Source organism: Nostoc sp. ATCC 53789 (assembly GCF_009873495.1).
Lineage (GTDB): Bacteria > Cyanobacteriota > Cyanobacteriia > Cyanobacteriales > Nostocaceae > Nostoc > Nostoc muscorum_A.
The window spans coordinates 6,553,526-6,577,534 of the sequence record NZ_CP046703.1; the positions used below are offsets into that span (position 1 = coordinate 6,553,526).

A 24,009-nucleotide genomic window follows, 5' to 3' on the forward strand; every position below is an offset into this window, starting at 1 on the left:
CAATTACGAATTATTTAAGAAACACCAGTCCACTATATAAATGAAAAGCTGAATCCCAATTAGTCTGTTCCCTGCGAAACAAATGAATATGTGACTTGATATGACCTAACATTTCTGTTTGGTCTAATGTTGTATCTGCAAATGATGTGAAATCTGACCAAATTTTAACTTGAGGTAGTTGCTGATCAATCCAACTTGATAAACTATTCCAATTAATTCTGATTGTATTTTGGCTAGCTTGGGGAATGATTTTTAAACCTTGCTGGAATTCATAGCCGTTATCATAGAATCGGAGAATGCAACGTCTACCAGGTAAGTGTAAATCACAAAACTGAGCATAGTCTTGTGTTTGAGTTTTCCATTCCAGTTTACGGCGGGCATCAACATCTACAACTTGTTCAAAAATGGGCAATAGTCCCACTACTCTGGCTGTGACTTCTGACCAGTCAAAGGTGAGAGAACCGAGTTGATTTGTGTCATTACAGCAAACAACAGTAGCTTGTGGGGTAGATTCTTGAAAATGTTTGACTTGATAAACTTGAATTTGCTGAATTTGAGCTAGTGATGCCCAAAAGCAAGGAATACCAGCCTGCTGTAACTGTTTGCCGTAAAATTTTAGTTCTCCCACTTGTCCAGTACGGTACAACCTCCAGCCACGACTTGGCATTAATAGCCGTGCGGTATAGGGATCTAGTTGCATTATCTGGGCAAATTTTCGAGATGCGTCCGTTTTCATCTCGTTACTGAGTGGCTCTAAAACTAGTACGCCAAGTTCAGTGTTATTAGGTTCAGATTTTGCTTGGGAAATGGCTCTTTGTCTTTGTTCAATCTCGATTTCTTGCAGTCGTTGCAAACCTTGACGTGCTAGCGACACTATTTTGGTATTTGTCGTATCTTGCAGCAGTTGCCGATAAACTTTTTCCGCATCCTGATACTTTGTGGATACTTCATGCAACCGACCAAGATAAAATTGCACCCAAGGATTGTCTGGTGATTCTATTAGCAGCTGTTTGAGTAATTTGGCAGCTGTTTGATAGTCTTTATGGTCAAAGGCGATCGCAACTTGCTCAATCATCACTTACTTTAAATACAGGATGGAGTGATGTCTCGCGCAAAATCACTTTTGCGTGAGCTATAAATCATTTATACTTCACAACTTGCGGTAATTAAGGATAATGCTACTACTGGGGCTGTAACTGCTCTCAGAATGCGGCGACCAAGGGAAACAGGTTGAAATCCAGATGCGATCGCATTCTCAATTTCTTGTGTTGTCCATCCTCCCTCTGGGCCAGTAGCAATGACAATTGTTTCTTGTCCTTTGTCATTTGTCATTTGTCCTTTGTGCTGTAAGCAATGTTTTAAATGGGGAAACTCACCACGCGCTTCACAGATATATTGCTGACTGTTGGCAAATGACAAATGACCAATGACTAATGACAAACCCGTATTAAAAGCAACAGGCTCTAAAATTGTTGGCACAAAAGAGCGCTCTGATTGTTCGGCGGCTTCGGCTGCGATGCGCCGCCAGCGTTCGAGCTTTTGAGGACTAGGATCAAGCAAAGTGCGATCGCTCAATACTGGTGCAATACAAGTTACTCCCAACTCTGTACAACACCGCACCACTTCATCAAATCCATTGCCTTTGGGTAACGCCACCATCAAGGTAATTGATACAGGTAATTCAGTTTCCACCAAAAGCGCTTCTAAAACCTGTGCTTGCTCCCCTGCTAGCTGCGCTAACCACCATTTCCCTTTACCATCCATTGCAATAAAGCGATCGCCTTCACGCAAGCGCAATACACGCCCCAAATAATGTTGTTGTTCTTTGGTGAGTAAAATTTGCCCTTGTTGAAATTGGGAGGGTGCGATCGCAATTCTTTGCAGTTGAGACATTTTTCTTAATGAATTATTGCCCTGCTGTAGATATCTGTTGTCTAACCCAGGTACGGAAAGCACGAGTTGCTGCTATTTGTCCAACTTTCTTGCTTTCTTGGATAAATCGGGGAATCTCTGTTAATCGCACAGGTGCAAAAGTTGGACTGCGATCGCTTTGCGAGTATTGTCCATTTTTAAGGGTGTAGATCCTCAAGACATTTCCGTTATACCGCCAGAATTCTGGGACTTCCATTGAAGCATAAAGGCTTAACTTGTCTATCTTGGATCTGGAATATTCTACTTCCAGTACTATGTCTGGTGGTGGGTCTGTATTCAGGTCAATATTTTCTTTGTTGCGGACTAACAATTCATTTTGGATGTAGTAACTACTGTCCGGCTCGCCTCCTTGCTCCAAATCATCCCGCGTCATAGTCAACGAGCCAGCGCTTTTAACTTCTAAACCAAATTCTTCACACAGCACAAGAACAAAACCTTCAATGAGACGGTTTGAATTCTCGTGCGGCATTAGCGGAGTCATGATTTCTACTATTCCGTTGTCATAAGCTAGCCTTTTATTTCGCTCAGATCCCATATCTGCCAGCATAGCTTTAAATGTCTGCCAGCTTATGTTTTGCAGCACATCCCTAGTTTCTGCGAATTTTGCTGTTGTTACCATATTTCAGTTTTCCTGTGGATGTGTTACCTAACTGTATTAGGACTTAGGGACTTCTAAGAAATAAATTATCCAAATAAACGAACCACAGAGACACAGAGAACACAGAGAGAGGAAAAATATAGAGAGTTTTGGAACATTTTTTTATAGGACTTACGCAAAATATCTCTCAAACTCTGATTTCTCCGTGCCCTCTGTGCCTCTGCGGTTCGTTATTCCGTAACTCATGCGTAAGTCCTATTTTATTTGGAACTTCCTCACACCAGAAAGACACAGATGGATTTATCTGTGTCTCTCTTTGATTTCATTATCTTAAACTTTTCAGCTTACGAAAGATTCTGGAAGTAAACCTCTAGCGCTTCAGTCACTAACTGAGTCATCGGCTTACCTTGGCTTTCTGCTACTTCCTTTAACTTGCCATAAACTTCTTCTTTTAAATTTACCCGATGGCGCGATTTGTTTGCACCATTGGCTGTTTGGGGATCGTAGCTAGCAGCAAATTCGCGGATGGCATCAAAACCAACGCGATCGCAAAAATCACCAAAGCTTTCCTTTGATTTCCGAGATTTCTTAAAGTAAACAAAAATCGGCTCTAAGAAACTTTCTAAATCATTATGATGCAGCTTTTCTGTGTAAGGTTGCGCCAATCGAGTCTGATTTGGCGAACCCCCTAACCATAACTGGTAAGATTCTGGAGCGCTACCAACAAAGGCCAATTCTGCCAAGTAGGGACGAGCGCAACCGTTAGGGCATCCTGTCATTCTTACCACAAAATGTTCTTTTTGTAAACCTAATTTATCCAATAGAGCGCGAATCTGCTCCAAAATCCCCGGTATTGCCCGTTCTGATTCCGTGATTGCCAAACCACAAGTGGGTAAAGCCGGACAAGCCATTGCATACCGCACTAAAGGTTCGATTTTACTGGGTTCATCTCCAACACCGTGACGGCTGAGAATGTCTTGAATAGCTTCCTTGCTATCTGGTTCGATATCGTAAAAAATCACGTTTTGGTTCGATGTCAGGCGGATGGGTAAGTTGAACTGTTCGACAATTTCCCGCAAGGCGGTTTTCAGTTGAAACGAACCTTCATCCTTGACTCGACCATTTTCAATGGAAATTCCCAAGAATAGCTTGCCATCACCTTGTTCATTCCAGCCGAGGAAGTCGTGGAATTTAAACTCTGGTAGTGGTTTGAAGGCTTCGATTGATTTACCGAAATATTCTTCAACTTGGGCACGGAATTTATCTAAACCCCAATCGTTGATTAGATATTTTAATCTGGCGTGACGACGGTCGGTGCGATCGCCATAATCTCTCTGAGTAGCAACAATCGCTTTTACAATGTCGTAGACATCATCTTTCGCCACATAACCGATGGGGTCTGCTAACCTAGCGAAAGTTTCTTCTTTACCGTGTGTTCTGCCTAAGCCACCACCAGCAAAAATATTAAATCCTTCTAATTGCTTCTTATTATTGGTAATTACTACCAAAGTCAGGTCTTGGGAATACAAATCTACCGAATTATCCCCTGGCACCGTCACGCAAATTTTGAACTTGCGGGGCATATAATGCGTGCCATAAATCGGTTCTTCGTTGTCATGGATAATTGTGCCATTCCCGTTGCTTTGTCGCGCTGCTTTCACCTCTGGGTCTTCTTCAGCACTAATTGCCTTTTCACCATCTAGCCAAATTTCATAATAAGCACCCGTCTGTGCTGACAACAAATCAGCAATATTCTGGGCATATTCCCAAGCATACTGATACTCTGGGCGATTTTTAAAGGGGGCTGGTGGTGCCATGACGTTGCGGTTGATGTCACCGCAAGCTCCCAAAGTTGAACCCAGATTCTTGACAATGGTGGCGATCGCTGATTTCAGATTCTTCTTTAAAATACCGTGCAGTTGGAAACCTTGACGGGTAGTTGCTCGTAACGTGTGGTTGCCATACTCATCGGCTATTTTATCTAAAGCCAGATACAGCTGCGGCGGTACTAAACCACCAGGATTTTTTGTCCGCAGCATAAACTGGTAATCTTTTTCCTGTCCCTTAGTGCGGTTGTCGCGGTTATCCTGCTGATAAGAACCGTGAAACTTCAAAAGCTGCACCGCATTTTCAGTAAAATGGGTAGTATCTTGAAGAATTTCAGTTGCGACAGGTTCACGCAAAAAATTACTATTTTCCTTGATTCCTTCTACTTTGGAAGGCTTACGGCTAGCGATTGGGGAAGGAGCAGATTTAACCATTAGACTTGTATAGTATTCTCAATAAAGCATTACGTAGACACCGAATCAGCACCCTTCGGCTACTTGATCCCCGGTAATCCGGCCGGAATAATGAGGAATGATTTAATTTTACCACGGCAAAAGCCGGCTTTGTCAGTGATGTAACACTTAACAAAACCAGCTTTTGCGAGTAGTGAGTTTTGTTAGCGGTAGCGGGGCGTTTAGCCCGTGCTAAGTCCTGAGTACTTAAGTAAAGTATAGAGTGACCGAGGACTCAATAATTTTTTATTTGAAGCGATAGCCAAGACCGCCATTGATGGTAACAGCAGAAGCATCGCTATTTTGGTAGGCACCAAGTCCGACTTTAGCGTTAGTGTAGACAAGGAAATTGTTAGCAACTTCCGATTCAACACCAGCACCTAGCACTACTGAATCTCTGTTACCTATAGGAGTTGGTGAGCCATCTTTTTCTACAAAAGAATAACCGCCAGTTAAATAAGCGTTAGTTTTATTAGCGATAGGCACATCCACAGAAAGTTCTGGGATGATAGCACTTGTCTTATCACTCCAGAGAACATTACCACGTACAGAAAATGGCGTAGTTCCTAATTTCAGGCGACCTGTAACATTACCACCAAATGTGGCAGCATCATTGATACCTTCTCCGCCGCTAGTAACGCCAGCTGCAACACCAGCACCAACATAACTAGCATCAGTACCCTTTTTGGTTTCAGCAGAAGCTTGACCAGATGATAGAAAAAGAGGAGCAACTATTAAGGAAGATAATGCAGAAAATGTCACGAAAGACTTGAGTAAGCGTTTCATAATTTTTACCAAAATTTTTATTTTTTACTTGTATATTTCCAGTCGAAAATCATTTAACAATGTTCCAAATGTTTCCCAATTTTTATTAAATAAATGTTGCTAATGATGCATAATAGTTACAGGCTAAGTATCCCAGATAATCATAAATAAGCTGTTATAATTACATTCAATGTCTTTTCATCTGGGTTCTTTGTTCCAAAAATAGACGCTTTTAAAACTGTCACAATATTTGGAACTCAAACTATGTCGGAATAGTGTAAATAAAATATCCGACTAACATTTTTTGCCGAGCTTTTCACAGAGGATGAAAAACTCGGCTGTAGCATCTGTTGCAACAACCTATAGAGGGAATCTATAAAGTTAATTTTGAGCAGTTATTGTGGAGATTGAATAATGCTAACCGGTGCAAAAACGTTGTCTGGTTTGATGGGTTTATGTGTCGGTGATGCGTTGGGTGTGCCAGTGGAGTTTACTAGCCGTGCTGAACGAGTAAAATCTCCAGTGACAACGATGCAGGGTTATGGCACATGGAATCAACCACCAGGAACTTGGTCAGATGATAGTTCGTTAAGCTTTTGCCTAGCAGAATGCCTTTGTAGGGGGTATTCGTTGGATGCCATAGCCAATTCCTTCTGGCGCTGGTACAAGGAGGCTTACTGGACTCCCCGTGGCGATGTCTTTGATATTGGTCAAACTACCCACACAGCAATTATGCGTCTGAAACAGGGAGTTGTTCCCCATCAGGCGGGTGGGAAGGTTGAAAATAGTAATGGCAATGGTTCGTTGATGAGAATCTTGCCGATGGCTTATTGTCACCAAAACTTAACTTTAGGCGAATTGCTAGCGCGGGTGCATGATGTTTCAGCGATTACCCATGCTCATGCGCGATCGCAAATGTCCTGTGGAATTTATATTAGTATTGCAGTGGCGCTCCTAGAAGGGGCTGACCCCCAAACAGCTTATCTACAAGCATTGCAAGATATCCAAACAATTTATTCTGTCCGAGAATTTTTGTTAGAAAAGCCGCATTTTGGCAGAATTTTTAGTGGTGAGATTGCCAAGTTACCAGTTGAAGAGATTAATTCTGGTGGCTATGTGATTGATACTTTGGAGTCATCCCTGTGGTGTTTATTAAATAGTTCGTCTTATTCTGAGGCGGTGCTGAAAGCTGTCAACTTAGGCGGAGATGCCGATACTACTGCCGCCGTCACTGGTGGATTAGCGGGAATTTATTATGGGGTGGAAAATATTCCTCAAAAATGGATGAACCAAATTGCCCGTAGACAGGACATTATTTATTTGGCAGAGCGTTTTGCAAGGGCTGTCTACAGTTGAAGGGACTGGGGACTGGGTGAGAAGACAAAGGGAATAACCAATGCTCAATGCCCAATACCCAATGCCTAATCCTAAACCGTAGACAAAGAATAGACCTGACCATCAATCAGCAATCGTGTGATGCCTTTAGCTTGCAGATGAGTCCGAGCCTTATGGAGCATTTTACTATCAGGAACTTTAATTACGCGATCGCGCTTGGTAGAAAAGCGCTTGGCGACGCGATGATTATCAAATACCGGCAGAGTTCTTTGCTGAGTTTCCAGGCTGGGAATTTGTCCCAAATCACCAAAGTCCTTGAGAGGCCGGGTAATTAATTCCGAGGAACGGTCAATTACCAAATAACAAGTTTTCGGCAAATTGGCTATCGACAGAGGTAAAACTTGAACTGATGCTTCACCTGGCCTTCTTTTTGTGACTAAAGGTCTTTCGTCATCCAGCTCATCATCATCAAAGTCTTCTTCCTCAAAGTCGTCATCCTCTAAATCATCATCTTCTAAATCATCCAAATCCTCCGATTCATCTAGCAAATCTTCGCCTAGCATCTGCGCGATGACAGCCGCTCCTGGATGTTTATCCTTTAGCGGTGGAATGGAGATGCTGACTATTTCCGGCGGCTTTTGCTCTGGAGTTTCTAATTTCTCTGTAACTCGGAGCTTCGGTTTTTCTGCCGCCGAGGGGCGACGACGCACCCGTCTACTAGCAGCGAGTGATTCTGCCGTTTCCTCTGAGTAAACTTCCGGCTCTACACGAATTACCCGACGTGGCTGCGGCTCAACCTTTGTCACTTCCAACGGTGGGCTTTCGATGGGTGGAACTTCTATCTCCGGCTCCGGTTGAGTCAGCAATGGTAACTGCTCATAGCTTACCTGCGCCCTGCCTTCAGGAGTTCTCGCAGCCCGCTTTAAAGAGACTAAGTATTCATACTCATCCTCTGGCAAAGTGCTTTTGAGCAGGCGACTAATTGTCGAGTTACTCACACCATAGCGTTCTGCCAAAGTTGAGGTTGTTTCGGCAGTCTCTCGATATAACTTAAGAATTTCTTGCTTGTCAGAGTCTGTTAGTTTTCTCACGGTAGATACCAAAAATCTTTACTAAGCTCGTTTACGTCCACTGGTACGCCGCGTTCGTCTTAGTGATGCGTCATATTCTAAGACAGCGCCCATGCCAAATAACACCCCACTAAACACCCAAAACACTTCTAATATCTCCCCACTTTGATAGTTGGGGCCTTGGGCGTATTTAAACCACATATCTGCAATGTAAAGCGAAAAGGCCGCTGCTGCAATCATTCGCCAAGACTGGGAAACTCTTCCCCCCCAAAAGGCTAGTAGCAGAGTGGTAGCAATAATTAACAGAACTACATCGCTAACTACGTAAAACCAATTCAAAATAGCGACTAGCAGTTCTGAGGGTGTTTCCTGTTGCATAGAAATCCACCATGCCAACAAACTACCGAATACTGCAATTGCTAACACAATTAGCCACTGCCATTTTTCCAGATTGATTCGCCTGGAAGCCACAGCTAAAATCATGCCTGCGCCAAGTAATAGATAAGTGAGTACAAAAAATATATCGCCTACAGACACATCTGGTTCATCTTTTAACACTATTTCGGTATATCCGAAAATTATCCCCCCAACGAAATAGGAAAGCATACCTAACCCAATTAAGAGCCAGACATTTCGCCCACTGACGATTTGTGGACTCAGCCAGTTCCTCAAGCATAAGATACTGGCACCCAAATAAGCTAAAGCTTCAAAAATATTTGTACCAATCACATACCACTCGGCCCGGCTTTCTATGCCATCAGCTCCGGGAACTTTGGCACTAAACAACAAAAAGTATAGCAGTGCTAGTACGGCCCAGCCAATATTAGCTAAGACAATGTTCTGAGTATTGAAAATGGATTTAGAAAGGAACGAATTCTCGTAAGAGTTATTCATAGGAATTGACTATGTAGATGCACTCTGGCAGTATTTTGAGTTAAAGGACTGTATATATAGCAGTGTGTCTGCCGATAATACACAATCGGACACCAAAAGCAAGTACCAGTGGCCGGAATTTTGTTAAAATTTTCCATGCTACTGCCACAGTTTACCCAGTGGCGATTGATTTAGCCAACTGATAAATAGCAATCGCTCGGCTTCTGGCATATCTTCTAGCTTATAAATCACTTGTTTGGTAAAATTGCCATTGCCAAAATATGCTTTTCCTAATCGATGCAATTCTTGTAATAAAGTAACTACATGATTTTCCTGCCAATCAGGTATTTTGGCAGTTGGCAAAGGATTGGTAGATACCAAATATTTAACTGCTTCTAGGGAAGATGCTTGAGGAAATTGCTTTTGCTTTAATACTTCCGCAATATCTTTCTCAAATAATGCAGCTTGTTTAGCACCTAAAAACTCTTCAATGTCGATAGAAACACCCTGTAACAGCAAAATACTGGCTTGGACTAAAATCGCCGTTTTGCCATGACCACCTGTATCACTATCCAGCTGCTCTAAACGGATTTTACCCCAGACGCTAAAGCGTTCGGGTTCCTCCAGCAAAACACAGGCTTTACCCCGGTTATCCGTTAATTCTCTCCATAAGGCTCTAGCTTCTTCTTCTTGACTAGCTTTGAAAACACTAATCAAGCGAAAAGTCTGCCCTTGATAATTGAGGATCGGCACCTGCTGATCCTTTTTTGGGTGCTGAATGCTTGATATTTCAACATCCTGCCGTTTGAGAATAAACATGGCACTAGCAAATAACTCCTCACAGGGGCACTCTTAATATGGAATATATAATGGCATTTGGCAGTATCGCCAAGGCTGAAATTACCTAGCGTACTGTGAAAATGGGCCTAGCGATCGCCAGATTCTTCCCGAAGGTAGCCACCCAGAGGGCATTGGCGTTAACAGGCAAATAACCCCTTGACAACTCAATATATCTAAACCGATACTCCATCTGTTTCGTTTTTGGTGTAAATTGACTAGCTAGCGACTAGCATCTTAGCCTTGCTAGTGGTAAATCTGCAATTTTTGATTGCTTCTTGGTAAGTAAAGACGATATAATAGTGTAGGTGACTCCTTCAGGAGCCATTATTTTGTTTTGGGCGCGTAGCTCAGTGGATAGAGCAATTGCCTTCTAAGCAATCGGTCGCAGGTTCGAACCCTGCCGCGCTCGTTTTAACTCAATATGAACCCTCAAGCGGTGTGAAGTGATATGATGATTTCCGCGTTTGAGGGTTCGTTATTGCTGCATCATACCAAGAACAAAGGTGATATAGCGTTTCCTAGTCTAGTTAGGTACAGTAACAACAATGAGTAAACCAGCCTTCGATATCTTTTAAAGATACTTTATTAAAAGCTTCTTCAACGGCTTTCGCTAAATCTGGATAATTTTTGGCACCGATAGAACGTAGTATGTTCAGAGTTTTGGAACTAACTTTTGAGAGATAAATGCCTCAAATGTGAGTCCATCTGTTGCACCAATCAGACTAATTTGGGTAATTATACCTCTAAAACCGATAGCACCAATCAAGGAGACATTTTTTCCTCGCTTAATAGGACGTTCACCTCGCGCTTGCTTTCCTTTGGGCGCACGGGCAAATAGTCTTACTAAAGATAAATTTATGCCGGATTCATCAATAAAGATAAGATTTTTAGCTAGAATTCCTTGAACTTTTTGCCAAAATTCTACTCTTAATGATTGAACTCGGTCACTCTCTTTCTCGGTTGGGTATAGTGTTTTTTTTTGAGATTTAGGTTAAGAAGACGCAGCATCCTATCTAGAGTTGAGCGACCAATCAAGACTCCCGTTTTCTGTTCTAACAGCAGACGAAGTTCATCCAAGGTTGCATCATTATTATCTGACACAATTGACGACAAAACGTTTAACTCTTCCTGCGAGAGCTTTCTTGGTGTTTGTTGTGTGCGAATCTTGGGCGAAATACTCACAGTCTTTCGATATTGTTTCAGTAATTTTTCAACAAGACTTTAGAGGCTGTTTGAAAAGTCGGAGAGATGGTAAAAAAGCTCTCTCAGTATACGCTGTGAATAGATAGTAGACAGCACCGAGAGAGCAACATGAGTAAAGCATACCCCAGCAATCTGACCCGTGTTCAATATGAATTTCTCAGTGACATGATTCCAGAACAAAAACCCGGTGGTCGGAAGCGTGAAGTTGATATGTGGGAAGTTCTGAACGCAATTTTTTATGTCCTAGTAGAAGGAGTTAGATGGCGATGCCTACGGCGGGCTACGCCTACGCTACCGGGTGACTTTCCCGTCTGGCAAACGGTATACAACTATTTTCGTAAATGGCGCAAAGACGGAACGTGGTTGAAAATTCACGATAGTCTGCGTCAGTGGACAAGGATTGAGCAGGAGCGCCATCGAAGCCCTATCTACCTTGCCATGATCCGGATCATGGTAAGACGATTAGCATCCCACCCTCGCGCACCAAAAAAGACAAGAAGGATACTAAAACGTACTCATCCTTCCAAACGACCCCATGTTTCTACAGCTAAAATTCTATCCCAAAAATAATACCTAAAAACAGACACCTTGAAAGGGCTGATCCTAAAATATATGAGAGGTTGCAAAATGTATTGTGAAATCAGTATTTTAAAAATGCCTAAAAACCAAGCTAAAAACATATTTAATAGAGGAAGAAGGTTTAGGAAATAATTATTGAGCCTACACCTTCTTCCTAAATCAAGTTCAGCCTATTCTAAAGTCTTTTTTACTTCATCTTTAATGTTTTCAGCAGTGTGACGAACTTGGGCTTCAGCTTGTTTAGCTTTACCTTCAGCTTTGTCATTAGGGTTACCAGTTACTTCACCAACTGCTTCTTGTACTTTTCCTTCGACGTTCTTTGCAAAAGCCTTTGCTCTATCTTCGATACTCATATACTTTTTTCCTTATCTTAACTAGTGATTATCTATTGCTTGCTAAGAAAGCGTTGCAATGTTTATATATTACTTTTAGACAAGTTTTAATTCTTCTATCTGACGATGTTTTTATTAAGAATATTTGTGTCCATTGTACATAGTTATTTAAAGGTGAAATTCATCTTGAAGAATTCAAGTAATATCCAAAAGATAGAAAGGATTTATTCTATGGTTCTATCTTCAGATAAAATCATTTGCTACTTTAGCTAAATAATGATGCAGATGTCTACCCTAAATTAGCGGTTAAGAAATACTCAGAATGTGAAAAACGCAACTTGAGTTAGCAGTATTGCTGCACAAACAAGTAATTTATTATACTTTAAGCGCTTATAAACATCTGGCACAACAAAATAGTCGAGATATAAGAAAATATTCTAATACTGCTTACTTAAAGGGAAAAGGAGCGGAAGACCTGATATATAAGGCTTTTCCCCTTTAAGCTTTTCCTTTCCCCCAAAACTCGACGTTCCAAAAAAGTGGTGTTGTCACAAATCTTAGGCGGAAAGAAACATAATTTTTCAAATTTTAACTGAAGAGTAGTTTAGCTAGTGCAAGAAAGCAGAGAGAATTCTGTAGATTTTTCTGCGGCTTTCCGCAGGGTACGAAACTTCAAAGAGACAGCAGGAAAGAAAGCTTGATTTACAAGCTTTTGTTACCTTTTTAAACTGGATAGTTATTTATGCCATACCGCACTAGTAAAACTTGTAACTAATTTCTCACTAAAGACAGCAGGAACAAGTATTTACGTTTATTTCTATTTATCAAGGTAACGCGATGTGCGACTTATTGTTTCGTTACACAAGTCGGGTGTATGAACGATTGAAAAGAAAATTCCCACAATCCGCACTGGAGCGAGAAAATCGTTACCAGTGAGTGGAATGAGGGAAAAATGTTTTCTATAGAAGAGTTTATCATTGCCGTATTTTGCTGTGTTGACGATGTGCTGATTGAAATCACCCAGGTATACCCAATTAAGAGACGAGGTTTTGCTCCAAGTTTAAGGGAGAGTGAAGTTTTAACAATGGAAGTAGTGGCAGAGTTTTTGGGAATAGATGCTGACAAAGACATTTGGAAATACTTTCACCGTCATTGGTTAGGGCTATTTCCTCAGTTAAAGAGTCGCTATGCTTTTATTCGTCAAGCAGCTAATTGTTGGCAGTACAAAGAACTGTTACAACAAAAATTAGCACAGATTTTAGGGGCATTTTCTGAGCAACTTCATTTAATTGATGGATTACCAATACCTTTGTGTGGCTTCAGTCGCGCTCCCAACTGCCGGAGTTTTAAATCCCAAGCAGATTATGGCTTTTGTGCTGCCAAGCAACAGACGTATTATGGGTTTCATGGGCATTTAATCATTAGTGGCACAGGAGTTATTAGTGGGTTTACTCTCACTCCGGCAAATGGCAGTGAACGAGAAGCACTTTGGGATTTAATCACGCGAGTTAAAGGTTTATTAATCGGAGATAAGGGATACTTAAGTCAGTTTTTGTCAGGAGAACTTGAAGGAATGGGTATTAATTTACAAACCCCTCTGCGTTCTAATATGTCTGACTCTCGTAGCCAATCTTCAGTTCGATTAATGCAACGCTTTCGTCGCCTCATTGAAACAGTTATTGGTCAATTAGTTGAGAGATTTCATATAGAGAAGATTCGAGCGAGAGATATGTGGCATCTTACCAGTCGTCTCAATCGCAAGATTTTAGCTCATACTGTCTGTTTCTGGCTTAATCGCCACAATTGTGACCCGCTTCAGTTCGACGATCTTGTTACAGAATATTAAGTCGCACATGGCGTAAGGTATTTATGCAATCAAATTCTACTACTCAACCAACTTCTAACTCCCAATATGTAGATTCTCGGATACAAAATGATGTATCTGTTAACATTTTCATCGGATTTTCTATTTTGATTCCAATGATTATATTTGTAGGATTTAATATCTATAAGAAACACCGTGCTGCTGTTCTCAGTCAGCAAATTGCTTCATTAGAAAAACTGTGGCTTTTGAATATTAAGAAAAAAAGAGCTTGAAGAAAAACAATATAGACAATGAAGTACTTATTTATAATTTGGGTGCTTATACTCTCTTTAATCGCTCCTAATGCGGCGATCGCTCAAGCAAGACAACCCTACACCTTAATATCTGGACTTGGCACAATCCACCATCCAGTTTCCACTGCTAATGCCCAAGCGCAAGAGTTTTTCGATCAGGGATTAAATTTAATTTACGCTTTCAATCATGATGAGGCGGTGCGTTCTTTTCAACACGCAGCCAAACTCGATCCGCATTTAGCGATCGCATATTGGGGTATTGCTCTGGCTCTAGGCCCTAATATTAACTTAGAAATCGACCCCAATCGAGAATTAGCTGCTTACCAAGCGGTACAGCAAGCTTTAGCACTTTTCACCAAAGCATCTAACCAGGAACGAGACTACATTACCGCCTTAGCAAAACGTTACTCCCAAGATTCTGGTGCAGACTTGTATCAACTAGCGGTAGACTACGCAAAAGCAATGGCAACCCTAGTTGAGCGTTATCCTGATGATTTAGATGCAGCAACGCTTTATGCTGAAAGCTTGATGGATCTGCATCCGTGGCAGCACTGGACTAAAGATGGTAAGCCACAGCTAGATACAGAAAAAATTGTGGCTATTTTAGAATCTGTTCTCAAACGTAACCCAAATCATACGGGGGCCAATCATTACTATATCCATGCGGTGGAAGCCTCGCCTTCCCCACAAAGGGCCCTTGTCAGTGCCAAAAGACTAGGAACCCTAGCGCCAGCAGCAGGACACTTAGTACACATGCCTTCCCATATTTACTTTCGTGTGGGAGATTATGAAGGGGCAATGCAGGCAAACAAGCAGGCGATCGCTCAAGATGATATTTACATCAAAAAATATCAAGTCCAGGGCACTTACCCCATGATGTACTACAACCACAACGTACATTTCCTCATGGTGGCCAGCAGCATGGCAGGAAAATATGAAGATGCTCTCCAAGCCGCAGATAAATTAGTCGCAAATGCTACTGCTATAAACCCTTGTATACCAATGCTTGAGGGATTTCTGGGCAGCAAAATGCTAATTCAGACACGCTTTAGTGATTGGGATGCCATCTTAAAAACTCCTGCTCCCGATGTTAAATTGCCTACTACTACAGCACTTTGGCATTTTGCTCGCGGTATGGCTATGGCTGCCACAGGCAAACTTGAAGAGGCAGCAAGTGAAAGTCGGGCATTACTTACCGCCAAGCAGGAAATTTCTACCGAAGCAACTATCGGATTAAGCCCCGCCAGTCGCATTTTAGACATTGCTTCAAAAGTTCTCGATGCCAAAATTGCTACAAAAAATAATGATTATGAATATGCCATTCAATTACTAGAAAAAGCGACAGTAGCAGAAGATGCACTCGATTACGTCGAACCACCAGACTGGTACTTTCCCACGCGGGAATCTTTGGGCGCTGTGCTTTTGGCTAAGGGTGATTATAAAGAGGCGGAGAAAGTCTTTCGTACCGATCTAGAAAAGTATCCCCATAATGGGCGTTCCCTATTTGGCTTACAGGCAACTTTGCAGGCATTGGGGAAAGAAGACGCTGCTCAAATTGTCAAAGCCGACTTGCAAACAGCTTGGAAAGGTCAAACAATTTGGAATTTTAGATTTTAGATTGGCCCCATACCTAGCAGGTTATCCAAAGAAGTATAGGCCGAAATAGCCTTTATTTGTTGCTTGACTTTGGCTTTCGTATTAAAATTTTGGAGTAATGCTTCATGGTTAATGCAGTCAAACATTCAATTCGGATATTCTAAAGATGTGCCCCTGTATGTCTGATTTCCTTTATCACCCTACAGAATTTATCTTCTTCCATTTCCAACCCTTTTTTGGATTGGGCTGTACTTAGGGTAGCTGGGGCAGGCGATCGCGTAAATGCGATCGTATCACTGGTTAACTATCTACTGGATGCAGAGAGATGGCTCGTATGTCATCCTAGATTTAGGAGAGTTAATTCAGTGACGTCTTTGATTTTAGTATTGAAAGGCTTTTCCTTTTAGTATTTACAGACTTCTCAGAGAAATTAAAATCTCTACACAGTGATGATTTTGGAGCGAATCGATGTCAATTTACGTAGGTAACCTCTCTTATGACGTTACACAAGAAGATTTAAGTGGTATTTTTGCAGAATATGGTACTGTAAAGCGAGTACAAGTACCTACTGACCGTGAAACAGGTCGTCCGCGAGGCTTTGCTTTTGTGGAAATGGGAACTGAAGCGGAAGAAACAGCTGCCATTGAAGCTCTTGACGGTGCTGAGTGGATGGGTCGCGACCTGAAAGTAAATAAGGCTAAACCCAAGGAAGATAGAGGTGATAGAGGTTCCTTTGGTGGAAACCGAGGAGGAGGATACGGCGGTGGCGGCGGACGCGGCGGACGCTACTAACTTTGGAAACAAAAAAAATTTACCAATAGTCTTAAGGTCAGACAAACAACAGTCTGTCTTTTTTTTGTAATGTTCCCGCCTGATTAAGTCAACTTAGTAGGAGAAGTAATGACCCAAGTAATTGTCGGTGACAATGAACACATTGAATCAGCCTTACGACGATTTAAGCGAGAAGTTTCCAAGGCTGGAATTTTTCCAGACATGAGAAAGCATCGTCATTTTGAAACACCCTTAGAAAAACGCAAGCGCAAAGAAGTCGCCAAGCACAGACAGAGTAAGAGAAGTTTTCGTAATTAAGGGCTGACATAGCTATAAAAGAAAACCTTCATAGATTCTATGAGGGTTTTCCTTTTGCCTATTTAAAAATCAGGAAACCTCAAGAAACGCTAAAATCAAGTCAGCCTTTGTATCGTAGCGGTTGTGTCCCACATCACTCAGAGTGCGGTTCACTGCATAAATCCTGATTGTCAACGTCCTTATCCCCAACCTTGGGGAAACAAATTCTGCAACAGCTGTGGCGCACCGCTAGAGTTGTTAGACCGCTATGTTCCACTTCAGCCATTAGGTTCGGGAGGATTTGCTCAAATTTACACGGTTTGGGATGAAAAAACTCAAACCGAGAAAGTGCTGAAAGTGTTGGTAGAAGATTCACCAAAGGCACTGGAATTATTTACCCAAGAGGCGGCAGTTTTATCTAGTTTGCAGCATCCAGGTGTCCCCGCAGTCGATGCCGAAGGGTATTTTCAGGTACAACTGTTTAACCCCAAGCCGCACCAACTACCTTGTCTGGTAATGGAAAAAATCAATGGACGGACTTTAGAGGAGATATTAAAAAAGTTTCCCCAAGGATGTCCAGAGAAGTTGGTTGTAAACTGGTTTGCCCAAACTGTAGAGATTTTACAAGAATTACACAAACGTCAGATTATTCATCGGGATATTAAACCTTCTAATTTAATGCTGGGCACATCTTCGTCCACTGTCAGCCTACCTCAAGGGCAAATAGAAGGCGATCGCTTGGTACTAATTGATTTTGGTGGGGCAAAGCAATTTAGCCCCTCTAAGCTGCGTTCTCAGTCTAGTTCCACCCGATTATTTTCTTCTGGTTACAGTCCACCAGAACAAGTGAGTGGAAGTATTGTCGGGCCAAGTGCCGATTTTTATGCCCTTGGTCGAACGGTGATTGAACTGCTAACAGGCAAATACCCGCTAGAGTTGGAAGATCAACAAACTGGGAAATTGCGCTGGCGTACTGCGGCGAATGTTAACCCGCAACTAGCAGATTTACTAGATGAGATGGTGCAAGAGGATGTGCGATCGCGTCCAGCAAATGCAGCTATGATTCAAAAACGGTTGGCGAAGATTTCTCAACCATTACCGCCGCCGGGATTATTTGCCCAACTGCAAGATCGGGTTAAGCAAGCTTCAACGCAAGTTTCCCAGAGATTTACACTGCTAATCCAAGCTATTGAACGAGTTTTAGCGAACTTTAGCCAAGCTGTAACTAAAACCGTTGTTTTTATCGCTCAGACAATCATCAAAATTTTTCAAGCTTGTTTGGCGACCATTTGGGCGATGATTTTGGCTTATGTTGGTGCTTGTTTTGGTGCGATCGCAGGTTTTATTTTGGCATATCACACCAACTTGGGGCGTTGGGTTGTGGAATCTATTTCGAGTCAGCTAAACCAATTAATCCCAAATACTCAAACCGTCTTTGGGGCAGATATTTTGGTATTCATCGCCGCAGGCTGGGGAACCGCTTGGGGACTGACAGCATCCGGGTGTTTTGGTCAACGGCGGCGCTTTTTAGTAGCATCGCTGATGGGCATGATTAGCTATGGCTTCGGCTGGTTCATTTTGCAATTAATCACACCAAAAGACAGTGGCGAGGGTTTAGTGGCAGTGATTTTAGTAGCAGCTTGCCTACTCACATTGAGCTTAGGTCTTCGCAGCCATCACATAGTGTACGCCGTGTTAGCTGCCTTTGGTAGTGCGATCGCCTACGCATTTTTGATTCTTTTGAGGTTGGCACCACCGATCTTCCAATTTACTAGTCAACCAGCATGGTCAGAGTTACAGTTACCTCTGATTTTTTTTGGTTCTCTAGGCTTCTTTATCAGCTTCTGGTTAGGAGTGAGTTACTACCTAATTGTCCCTGGGTTGCGCTTTTTAGGATGGCGGTGAAGGAGGCAGGGGGCAGGGGGCAAGGGGGCAGGGGACAAGGGGACAAGGGGAAAAGAACTGAGGACTTGAAACAAGTCTTTCCCCTTGTCCCCAATTCTCCTTGTCCCCAAGTCCTCTTCCCAATTCCCAATGCCCAAAAACAAGATCCCCCTAGTCGTATTTTTCATCGAGCTAGGGGGATCACATATATGGTAGTCTATAAAAGGTTCGGTATAGTTCCTTACGAATCGATTCTATAGCCTATATTTCAGTTTGGGTAGTATTACCATTAGAATTTATAGTATTTTTACAGCTTCTTAATGAATGCTTCATCCCTGTTCTTCCCTAGAGAAGCGGTATATGTAAGTATGACAGTACGCAATGTGCGTAACTTGTCATTTTTGTAGATATCTGTAAAAAATATGAAATTTAAGATTGTTGCTACCGTCGTTTTGTTAGCTTGTTTTGGGTTTGCAGAGCAGGCCCTGGCGTTAAATCAACTAGATTTAGATCAGTTGAAGGCAACAAATGCCTGTCCCAGGTGTAGTTTGAATGGTGCTGACCTAACTCAACTGAATCTAACTGGAGCAAATTTGCGAGGGGCTGACTTGAGTGGTGCAACATTATCTAAAGCTAATCTTACCAATGCCGATCTCACTGGTGCAAATTTAGAAGGTGCGATTCTGAATTCGGTCAATCTTATAGGTGCTTCCTTAACCGGAGCAAATTTGAAATCAGCATCTCTAGAAAACGCTGATTTATCTTATGCCGGTTTCATCAGTGCCAATTTGGAAGCAGCAAACTTAAAAGATGCTAAATTGCAGTTTACTAACTTTCGGGGGGCTAACTTCCGACTTACAACTATGGCGAATGGTGTCGTCACCTCCGATAAGCCCTATGGTTGGTCTTTAGAACGTCAAAATCCCAGAGAATGTAACGAGTTTAAACCCGAAAATACTCTAGGCACAACCTGTTATTCAAAATAAATTGGGAATGGGGAATAGGGCATTGGGCATTGGGCATTGGGCATTGGGCATTGGGCATTGGGCATTGGGCATTGAACATGAACAAGAGACAAGGGAGACAAGGAAGAGGGGGAGACAAGAGGAGACTTGTTCAATAATTCCCCCTGCCTCCCCAGGGCTGATTCATTGCATTTCAAACAGGATTTGTCAAGATGTTTAGCGAGAAAATTCTAAGTAAGCGTGACGAAGAGATGAACATTTAAGCACTGAAATATCAGTCAAATAGTTGGTTTCATCGGCAAGCTAGTAACAAAATAACTAATTTTTAATCGCTAGAACCCTTGATTTTTAAAGCTCTTTAGGGAATGAATCAGCCCTCCCCTGCTTCCCCTGCCTCCCCTGCCCCCTTGCCCCCTGCCCCTTCACCTATCCTGGTATAGCAAAAGCATTTTGTTTGTTAATGGTTCTTTATCATGGGAAAAAAGCTTGTAGATTAATTGAATCGATGCTTACCCATATTAAAGACTTAGCAACAAAACTAGCGCCTCGCTTAATTGAAATTCGCCGCCACATCCACTCTCATCCAGAACTCAGTGGTCAAGAGTACCAAACAGCAGCCTTCGTAGCTGGTGTTTTGTCTTCCAGTGGTTTGCACGTACAAGAGGGAGTTGGCAAAACGGGCGTAGTTGGAGAACTCCAAGGCACTGGTCAGAATGACCGTTTATTGGCAATTCGCACTGATATGGATGCCTTGCCAATTCAAGAGGGCACAAATTTAGAATATGCCTCTCGCGCAGAGGGTGTTATGCACGCTTGTGGTCACGATGTTCATACCACAGTAGGGTTAGGAACAGCAATGGTTCTATCCCAGATGGCAGAAGAATTGGGTGGGAAAGTGCGGTTTCTATTTCAACCAGCCGAAGAAATTGCTCAAGGGGCAACCTGGATGGTGAAAGATGGGGCGATGAAAAACGTCTCAGCTGTATTAGGGGTTCATGTTTTCCCTTCTATACCCGCAGGATCTATTGGCGTGCGTTACGGGGCTTTAACAGCCGCCGCAGATGATTTAGAAATTCTAATTATGGGAGAATCTGGGCACGGGGCGCGTCCTCATGAGGCCATTGATGCAATTTGGATTGCTTGCCAAGTTATTACTGCATTGCAACAAGCCATCAGCCGAACGCAGAACCCCTTGCGTCCTGTAGTATTGAGTATCGGGAAGATTAATGGTGGCAGAGCGCCGAATATAATTGCTGATAAAGTGCAATTATTGGGAACCGTGCGATCGCTCCATCCCGAAACCCGTGCCCACCTCCCGATCTGGATTGAAAACATTGTATCTAATGTTTGCCAGACCTACGGGGCAAAGTATCAAGTCAATTATCGCCAGGGTGTACCCAGTGTTCAAAATGATTATGCTTTGACGCAATTGTTACAATCAGCCGCAGAAGAAGCGTGGAGTAGCGATCGCGTTCAAGTTTTACCCGAACCTTCCCTTGGTGCTGAAGATTTTTCTATGTATTTGGAACACGCCCCTGGTTCCATGTTTCGTTTGGGTGTCGGCTACAAAGAAAGAATCATTAACCACCCATTACACCATCCCCAATTTGAAGTTGATGAATCTGCCATTATCACTGGGGTTGTAACTATGGCATACACCGCTTATAAATACTGTCAGCAAAATTTTTAAACAAAAGCTCCCAGCACATGAGGACTGGGAGCTTTTGTTTAACTAACTTGTTTTAGCGGATATAGAAAGCTCGAAAGCATCCTACACATTAGATTCGCTAACAACACCTAACTTTTGTTGAATTCGGGTCTTAGCGGCTTTGAATTCAGTAGCCAGTTGTTCACTTTGATCGCTGCTCAAGTTGTTACGAATAGCAGCAAACATTGTGCTTTCTTCTTGACGAATGTGGTCGCCAACAGCTTCCATAAGCTGTCTAACTTGATTTTTGAATTCAGATGAAGAAGGGCTGATAGCCTTAATTTGCTCTAACACCCGCTTCATCTCCGCTTGCTCGTCAAACAGTTCTTGGGTGTTATCTTGACCGTAGAAAGGACGTACTCTTGGATAGACTACTTCCTCTTCAGCTTCAGCGTGGGCAGTTAAATCCTTGTAAATTTGACCAAAGTACTCTTGAATCTTTTGTGGATTGTTACTTTGTAGTAATTCCGTGAACAAGGTATTTACTTTGTTGTGATCGAGGCGAAGGGCATCTTGAATATTCAGATCCTTTTTGTCACTGGTTTGAGTGACAGCGCTACCTACTACACCACTGACTGCGGCCATAGCGTCTTGAACACGCGCCCAAATTCCTTGATCTGCATCTTGTCCAGTGAGTTCACGGACACCTAAAATTTCCAGAATGCCTTTGAGTTGTTCTTGGTGAGCGCGGTTCTCAAAGTTAATGGTATTCAAAGGTGCGATCGCTAACAACACATCAGCACCAACTTTTTGAGCAGCCTTGTGAACTATCAAGCCACTCATTACTAGTTGATGCTTCAGCAATTCATGCTGAGATACTTTTTCATACAGGCTCAACTCAGAACCTTTGAACAATTCACGAGCTTTTTCAATGAATTGTGTAACATTTTTTTTGGGTTCAGCCTGAATGCCATACTGACCAATTATAGTTTCGAGAACGCCAAGATTTTTTTCATCATCTTTGAGGAAATTTCGGATGCGATCGGCAATTTCGGCATCGAGTCCTTCTCTCAAAAGCGATTGTTCATTTTCGATAACCAACTGTTGAAGTGCTTTGATACTTGCCAATTTCACAGCAATAGCATTGCGTTTCGTATCATCTAAAGTAGCTACCATCCGTAGTTCTCCTCGGCAAAGTGTTCATAATTATTACTGATATAACCTTGACACACAGCTTAGGGAGATTCCCTCTTTCTTTTGAGTGATAGCTCTCATGACTCTGGGTAGAAAAAACTTTAGCGTTACACAACAGAAATAAAAATTAAAGCGATCGCCCCGATTTATAGTTCTAAATTAGGAACAGATATTCTGTATTACATCCAAATTGAACAGATAAACAAATTAGCCAATTTGGAAGCAATCTATATCTTTGGAATGAAAATTAATATCAAAAAATTACTTCTTATTCAAGAGGGCAAAATCATAATCAGTTCCAGAAGAACAACGCCCACAACGCTCGATTTTGACTAGTAAAGCTTCTCCTTGGCGCTCACCTGAAGGCGAAAACTTAATCATTCCTGTGGCTCCAGAAGTTGAAAAATCGCTATTAGACAATACCTTTTGCAACCCTTCGCGGGTGTTATCTTGTTTCAAGCCAGTGATAATTACTTGGAGTGCATCATAAGCTCCGGCTGTTCTCTGATTTACCCTTGCATTCCAAAGCTTAAAGGCATTTTCTGCAAATGGATTATCTTTATTAGCATCACGATGCCAATACACAGGTAGTACCATTCCTTCGAGATCCGTGCCATTTTGCAAAGTTGTTGAACTGTACATAGTTTCGGAAGCAAAGAGAGGTTTTCTGCCTTTAACCTCTTGTGCTACTTTGGTGGCAAAATATATATTTCTGACTGAAGGTAATAGTAAAAAGCCACTGGCGTTTTCTGTTTCTATAGCTTTATCTACAAAAGCTTTATAGTCCAAATCTTTGTCTGCCAAATTGCAAGGCGTGTTAATAACCTTACTTCCATATTTTTGGAGAGCTTGAGTGTACTGTTCTACAAGTATCTGATTAGATGAGGAACCTGAATTATCTCTTGAGCTACGAATATCGCCACAAATAGCAACATTTCTTCCCTGTCGAGCAATGTAGCGAGCATGAGTATCTACTAAATTATCATATAGCGGATTTACATGAAATAAGTAGTTAGTTGTGGAACTATTTGGCTGACTACTTAGTGCATTATTATCTAACTTTTCTTGATTTTCGGCTTGAGTTGGCCGCTCGACAGGAAAGACTAACACCAAGTGCTTTTCATTATAAATTGCAGCATTACGTCTAACTCCCACTGCTGCCACGATACTTTTGTCTTGAAATAATTCATTATCTAATCGTGCAAAATCTTCTCTATTTTCAGCACTAGCAATTACAATTTGTAGCTTCTTACCATCAATTCCTCCTTGGTTATTAATTTCATTTTGAGCTTGAGCTACACCACGCAAAATTTCTTCTGATAAATTAGAGTCAAAATTAATTGATGCTATCACAGCAACTTTTAGAGCGCTATACTTATCTCGTGCAATTTTAGCGTTATTTAAATAAATTAGAGTTTCTGGGTCATTAGGATTATTTTTTAAGGAAGCGCTAAACTTTTGAACAGCAGTGGTAAAATCTTTTTGCTCAAAAGCTTTAACCCCATCTGTTTTATCAGGATATGTTTGCACTTTCAACAAAATTCTTGTACCCAAATTCATCAATGGAGGCTTATTCTTAACTTCACTTGAACTAGATGTGGGGTTGTTTAATGATGTTATTATGATACTAGAAGAAAGTTGCCTAATTGCCCACAAAATAGCTGCTACCATTACTCCAGCCAGCCCCAAAGAAATAAGCAACTTCAGGTTCTCTTTTTTATTTGTCATGA

At 41.9% G+C, this 24,009-nt stretch carries 22 protein-coding genes, 1 tRNA gene and 1 pseudogene; 11 read left to right on the forward strand and 13 right to left on the reverse strand.

What is annotated here, in order from left to right:
- Window positions 1–10: 10 nt before the first annotated feature.
- From GJB62_RS27120 to GJB62_RS27140, 5 genes are all read right to left on the reverse strand, one after another.
- Complete coding sequence (locus tag GJB62_RS27120; RefSeq protein ID WP_114085165.1) at window positions 11–1,075, reverse strand: tetratricopeptide repeat protein; 1,065 nt, start codon at window positions 1,073–1,075, stop codon at window positions 11–13.
- A 68-nt stretch (window positions 1,076–1,143) separates the two neighbouring features.
- Window positions 1,144–1,893, reverse strand: a complete 750-nt coding sequence (locus GJB62_RS27125) for a 16S rRNA (uracil(1498)-N(3))-methyltransferase (RefSeq protein WP_114085164.1) — start codon at window positions 1,891–1,893, stop codon at window positions 1,144–1,146.
- Between the two features lie 13 nt (window positions 1,894–1,906).
- Window positions 1,907–2,551 carry a Uma2 family endonuclease gene (locus tag GJB62_RS27130; RefSeq protein ID WP_114085163.1) on the reverse strand — a complete coding sequence of 215 codons (645 nt, stop codon included), beginning with the start codon at window positions 2,549–2,551 and terminating at the stop codon, window positions 1,907–1,909.
- A 323-nt stretch (window positions 2,552–2,874) separates the two neighbouring features.
- The gene (gene sir, locus GJB62_RS27135) at window positions 2,875–4,791 is read right to left on the reverse strand and encodes a sulfite reductase, ferredoxin dependent (protein WP_114085162.1); all 1,917 of its coding nucleotides are present in this window, start codon (window positions 4,789–4,791) and stop codon (window positions 2,875–2,877) included.
- A gap of 264 nt (window positions 4,792–5,055) precedes the next feature.
- Window positions 5,056–5,595, reverse strand: coding sequence for an outer membrane beta-barrel protein (locus GJB62_RS27140; protein ID WP_114085161.1), 540 nt, complete (start codon window positions 5,593–5,595; stop codon window positions 5,056–5,058).
- Between the two features lie 393 nt (window positions 5,596–5,988).
- Between GJB62_RS27140 and GJB62_RS27145 the strand changes: the two genes are divergently transcribed.
- The gene (locus tag GJB62_RS27145; protein WP_114085160.1) at window positions 5,989–6,930 is read left to right on the forward strand and encodes an ADP-ribosylglycohydrolase family protein; all 942 of its coding nucleotides are present in this window, start codon (window positions 5,989–5,991) and stop codon (window positions 6,928–6,930) included.
- A 71-nt stretch (window positions 6,931–7,001) separates the two neighbouring features.
- Here GJB62_RS27145 and GJB62_RS27150 read toward each other — a convergent pair whose 3' ends face one another.
- From GJB62_RS27150 to GJB62_RS27160, 3 genes are all read right to left on the reverse strand, one after another.
- Window positions 7,002–8,000 (reverse strand): transposase, encoded by a 999-nt coding sequence (locus tag GJB62_RS27150; RefSeq protein WP_147262571.1) that lies wholly within the window; start codon window positions 7,998–8,000, stop codon window positions 7,002–7,004.
- Window positions 8,001–8,021: 21 nt separating this feature from the next.
- A complete protein-coding gene (locus GJB62_RS27155) occupies window positions 8,022–8,873 on the reverse strand; it encodes a hypothetical protein (protein WP_012407575.1) in 852 nt (283 codons plus the stop codon).
- Between the two features lie 138 nt (window positions 8,874–9,011).
- Window positions 9,012–9,671, reverse strand: coding sequence for an Npun_F0813 family protein (locus tag GJB62_RS27160; protein WP_114085157.1), 660 nt, complete (start codon window positions 9,669–9,671; stop codon window positions 9,012–9,014).
- Window positions 9,672–10,028: 357 nt separating this feature from the next.
- On the opposite strand from GJB62_RS27160, the gene GJB62_RS27165 reads away from it, so the two are divergent.
- Window positions 10,029–10,101, forward strand: a tRNA-Arg gene (locus tag GJB62_RS27165).
- A gap of 243 nt (window positions 10,102–10,344) precedes the next feature.
- Here GJB62_RS27165 and GJB62_RS27170 read toward each other — a convergent pair.
- Together GJB62_RS27170 and GJB62_RS27175 are read right to left on the reverse strand one after the other, a co-directional pair.
- A complete protein-coding gene (locus GJB62_RS27170) occupies window positions 10,345–10,590 on the reverse strand; it encodes a transposase (protein ID WP_114085156.1) in 246 nt (81 codons plus the stop codon).
- 29 nt (window positions 10,591–10,619) lie between these two features.
- Window positions 10,620–10,874: a hypothetical protein gene (locus GJB62_RS27175; protein ID WP_147262570.1), complete on the reverse strand. Its 255-nt coding sequence runs from the start codon at window positions 10,872–10,874 to the stop codon at window positions 10,620–10,622.
- Window positions 10,875–11,003: 129 nt separating this feature from the next.
- Between GJB62_RS27175 and GJB62_RS27180 the strand changes: the two are divergent.
- Window positions 11,004–11,321: pseudogene (locus GJB62_RS27180) on the forward strand (transposase); the annotation flags it as partial.
- Between the two features lie 323 nt (window positions 11,322–11,644).
- Here the strand turns inward: GJB62_RS27180 and GJB62_RS27185 are convergent.
- On the reverse strand, window positions 11,645–11,827 hold the full coding sequence (locus GJB62_RS27185) for a CsbD family protein (protein ID WP_012407712.1): 183 nt from the start codon (window positions 11,825–11,827) through the stop codon (window positions 11,645–11,647).
- Window positions 11,828–12,758: 931 nt separating this feature from the next.
- On the opposite strand from GJB62_RS27185, the gene GJB62_RS27190 reads away from it, so the two are divergent.
- The 8 genes from GJB62_RS27190 (at window position 12,759) to GJB62_RS27225 (ending at window position 21,127) form a co-directional block, all read left to right on the forward strand.
- A complete protein-coding gene (locus tag GJB62_RS27190) occupies window positions 12,759–13,652 on the forward strand; it encodes an IS982 family transposase (protein WP_114085155.1) in 894 nt (297 codons plus the stop codon).
- 23 nt (window positions 13,653–13,675) lie between these two features.
- Entirely contained in the window at window positions 13,676–13,903 is a 228-nt protein-coding gene (locus tag GJB62_RS27195; RefSeq protein ID WP_114085154.1) for a hypothetical protein, read from the forward strand.
- A gap of 18 nt (window positions 13,904–13,921) precedes the next feature.
- Window positions 13,922–15,541, forward strand: coding sequence for a hypothetical protein (locus GJB62_RS27200; protein WP_114085153.1), 1,620 nt, complete (start codon window positions 13,922–13,924; stop codon window positions 15,539–15,541).
- Between the two features lie 447 nt (window positions 15,542–15,988).
- Window positions 15,989–16,312: an RNA-binding protein gene (locus GJB62_RS27205; RefSeq protein ID WP_114085152.1), complete on the forward strand. Its 324-nt coding sequence runs from the start codon at window positions 15,989–15,991 to the stop codon at window positions 16,310–16,312.
- A 108-nt stretch (window positions 16,313–16,420) separates the two neighbouring features.
- Window positions 16,421–16,609 carry a 30S ribosomal protein S21 gene (gene rpsU / locus GJB62_RS27210; RefSeq protein ID WP_012407716.1) on the forward strand — a complete coding sequence of 63 codons (189 nt, stop codon included), beginning with the start codon at window positions 16,421–16,423 and terminating at the stop codon, window positions 16,607–16,609.
- A 123-nt stretch (window positions 16,610–16,732) separates the two neighbouring features.
- Window positions 16,733–18,493: a serine/threonine-protein kinase gene (locus GJB62_RS27215; protein WP_181852932.1), complete on the forward strand. Its 1,761-nt coding sequence runs from the start codon at window positions 16,733–16,735 to the stop codon at window positions 18,491–18,493.
- Window positions 18,494–18,894: 401 nt separating this feature from the next.
- Window positions 18,895–19,458 carry a pentapeptide repeat-containing protein gene (locus GJB62_RS27220; protein WP_114085149.1) on the forward strand — a complete coding sequence of 188 codons (564 nt, stop codon included), beginning with the start codon at window positions 18,895–18,897 and terminating at the stop codon, window positions 19,456–19,458.
- Between the two features lie 484 nt (window positions 19,459–19,942).
- A complete protein-coding gene (locus GJB62_RS27225) occupies window positions 19,943–21,127 on the forward strand; it encodes a M20 family metallopeptidase (protein ID WP_114085166.1) in 1,185 nt (394 codons plus the stop codon).
- 81 nt (window positions 21,128–21,208) lie between these two features.
- Here GJB62_RS27225 and GJB62_RS27230 read toward each other — a convergent pair whose 3' ends face one another.
- The gene (locus GJB62_RS27230; protein ID WP_114085148.1) at window positions 21,209–22,261 is read right to left on the reverse strand and encodes a hemerythrin domain-containing protein; all 1,053 of its coding nucleotides are present in this window, start codon (window positions 22,259–22,261) and stop codon (window positions 21,209–21,211) included.
- 279 nt (window positions 22,262–22,540) lie between these two features.
- Window positions 22,541–24,007, reverse strand: a complete 1,467-nt coding sequence (locus GJB62_RS27235; RefSeq protein WP_114085147.1) for an ABC transporter substrate-binding protein — start codon at window positions 24,005–24,007, stop codon at window positions 22,541–22,543.
- Window positions 24,008–24,009: the final 2 nt, after the last annotated feature.

Bases quoted from the DNA above. Each gene is read 5' to 3' on its own strand.
- GJB62_RS27230 (WP_114085148.1), bottom strand. From the start codon at position 22,261: ATGGTAGCTACTTTAGATGATACGAAACGCAATGCTATTGCTGTGAAA.
- GJB62_RS27120 (WP_114085165.1), bottom strand. From the start codon at position 1,075: ATGATTGAGCAAGTTGCGATCGCCTTTGACCATAAAGACTATCAAACA.
- GJB62_RS27125 (WP_114085164.1), bottom strand. From the start codon at position 1,893: ATGTCTCAACTGCAAAGAATTGCGATCGCACCCTCCCAATTTCAACAA.
- GJB62_RS27160 (WP_114085157.1), bottom strand. From the start codon at position 9,671: ATGTTTATTCTCAAACGGCAGGATGTTGAAATATCAAGCATTCAGCAC.
- GJB62_RS27195 (WP_114085154.1), top strand. From the start codon at position 13,676: ATGCAATCAAATTCTACTACTCAACCAACTTCTAACTCCCAATATGTA.
- GJB62_RS27140 (WP_114085161.1), bottom strand. From the start codon at position 5,595: ATGAAACGCTTACTCAAGTCTTTCGTGACATTTTCTGCATTATCTTCC.
- GJB62_RS27235 (WP_114085147.1), bottom strand. From the start codon at position 24,007: ATGACAAATAAAAAAGAGAACCTGAAGTTGCTTATTTCTTTGGGGCTG.
- sir (WP_114085162.1), bottom strand. From the start codon at position 4,791: ATGGTTAAATCTGCTCCTTCCCCAATCGCTAGCCGTAAGCCTTCCAAA.
- GJB62_RS27185 (WP_012407712.1), bottom strand. From the start codon at position 11,827: ATGAGTATCGAAGATAGAGCAAAGGCTTTTGCAAAGAACGTCGAAGGA.
- GJB62_RS27220 (WP_114085149.1), top strand. From the start codon at position 18,895: ATGAAATTTAAGATTGTTGCTACCGTCGTTTTGTTAGCTTGTTTTGGG.
- GJB62_RS27190 (WP_114085155.1), top strand. From the start codon at position 12,759: ATGTTTTCTATAGAAGAGTTTATCATTGCCGTATTTTGCTGTGTTGAC.
- GJB62_RS27130 (WP_114085163.1), bottom strand. From the start codon at position 2,551: ATGGTAACAACAGCAAAATTCGCAGAAACTAGGGATGTGCTGCAAAAC.
- GJB62_RS27200 (WP_114085153.1), top strand. From the start codon at position 13,922: ATGAAGTACTTATTTATAATTTGGGTGCTTATACTCTCTTTAATCGCT.
- GJB62_RS27145 (WP_114085160.1), top strand. From the start codon at position 5,989: ATGCTAACCGGTGCAAAAACGTTGTCTGGTTTGATGGGTTTATGTGTC.
- GJB62_RS27225 (WP_114085166.1), top strand. From the start codon at position 19,943: ATGCTTACCCATATTAAAGACTTAGCAACAAAACTAGCGCCTCGCTTA.
- rpsU (WP_012407716.1), top strand. From the start codon at position 16,421: ATGACCCAAGTAATTGTCGGTGACAATGAACACATTGAATCAGCCTTA.
- GJB62_RS27205 (WP_114085152.1), top strand. From the start codon at position 15,989: ATGTCAATTTACGTAGGTAACCTCTCTTATGACGTTACACAAGAAGAT.
- GJB62_RS27155 (WP_012407575.1), bottom strand. From the start codon at position 8,873: ATGAATAACTCTTACGAGAATTCGTTCCTTTCTAAATCCATTTTCAAT.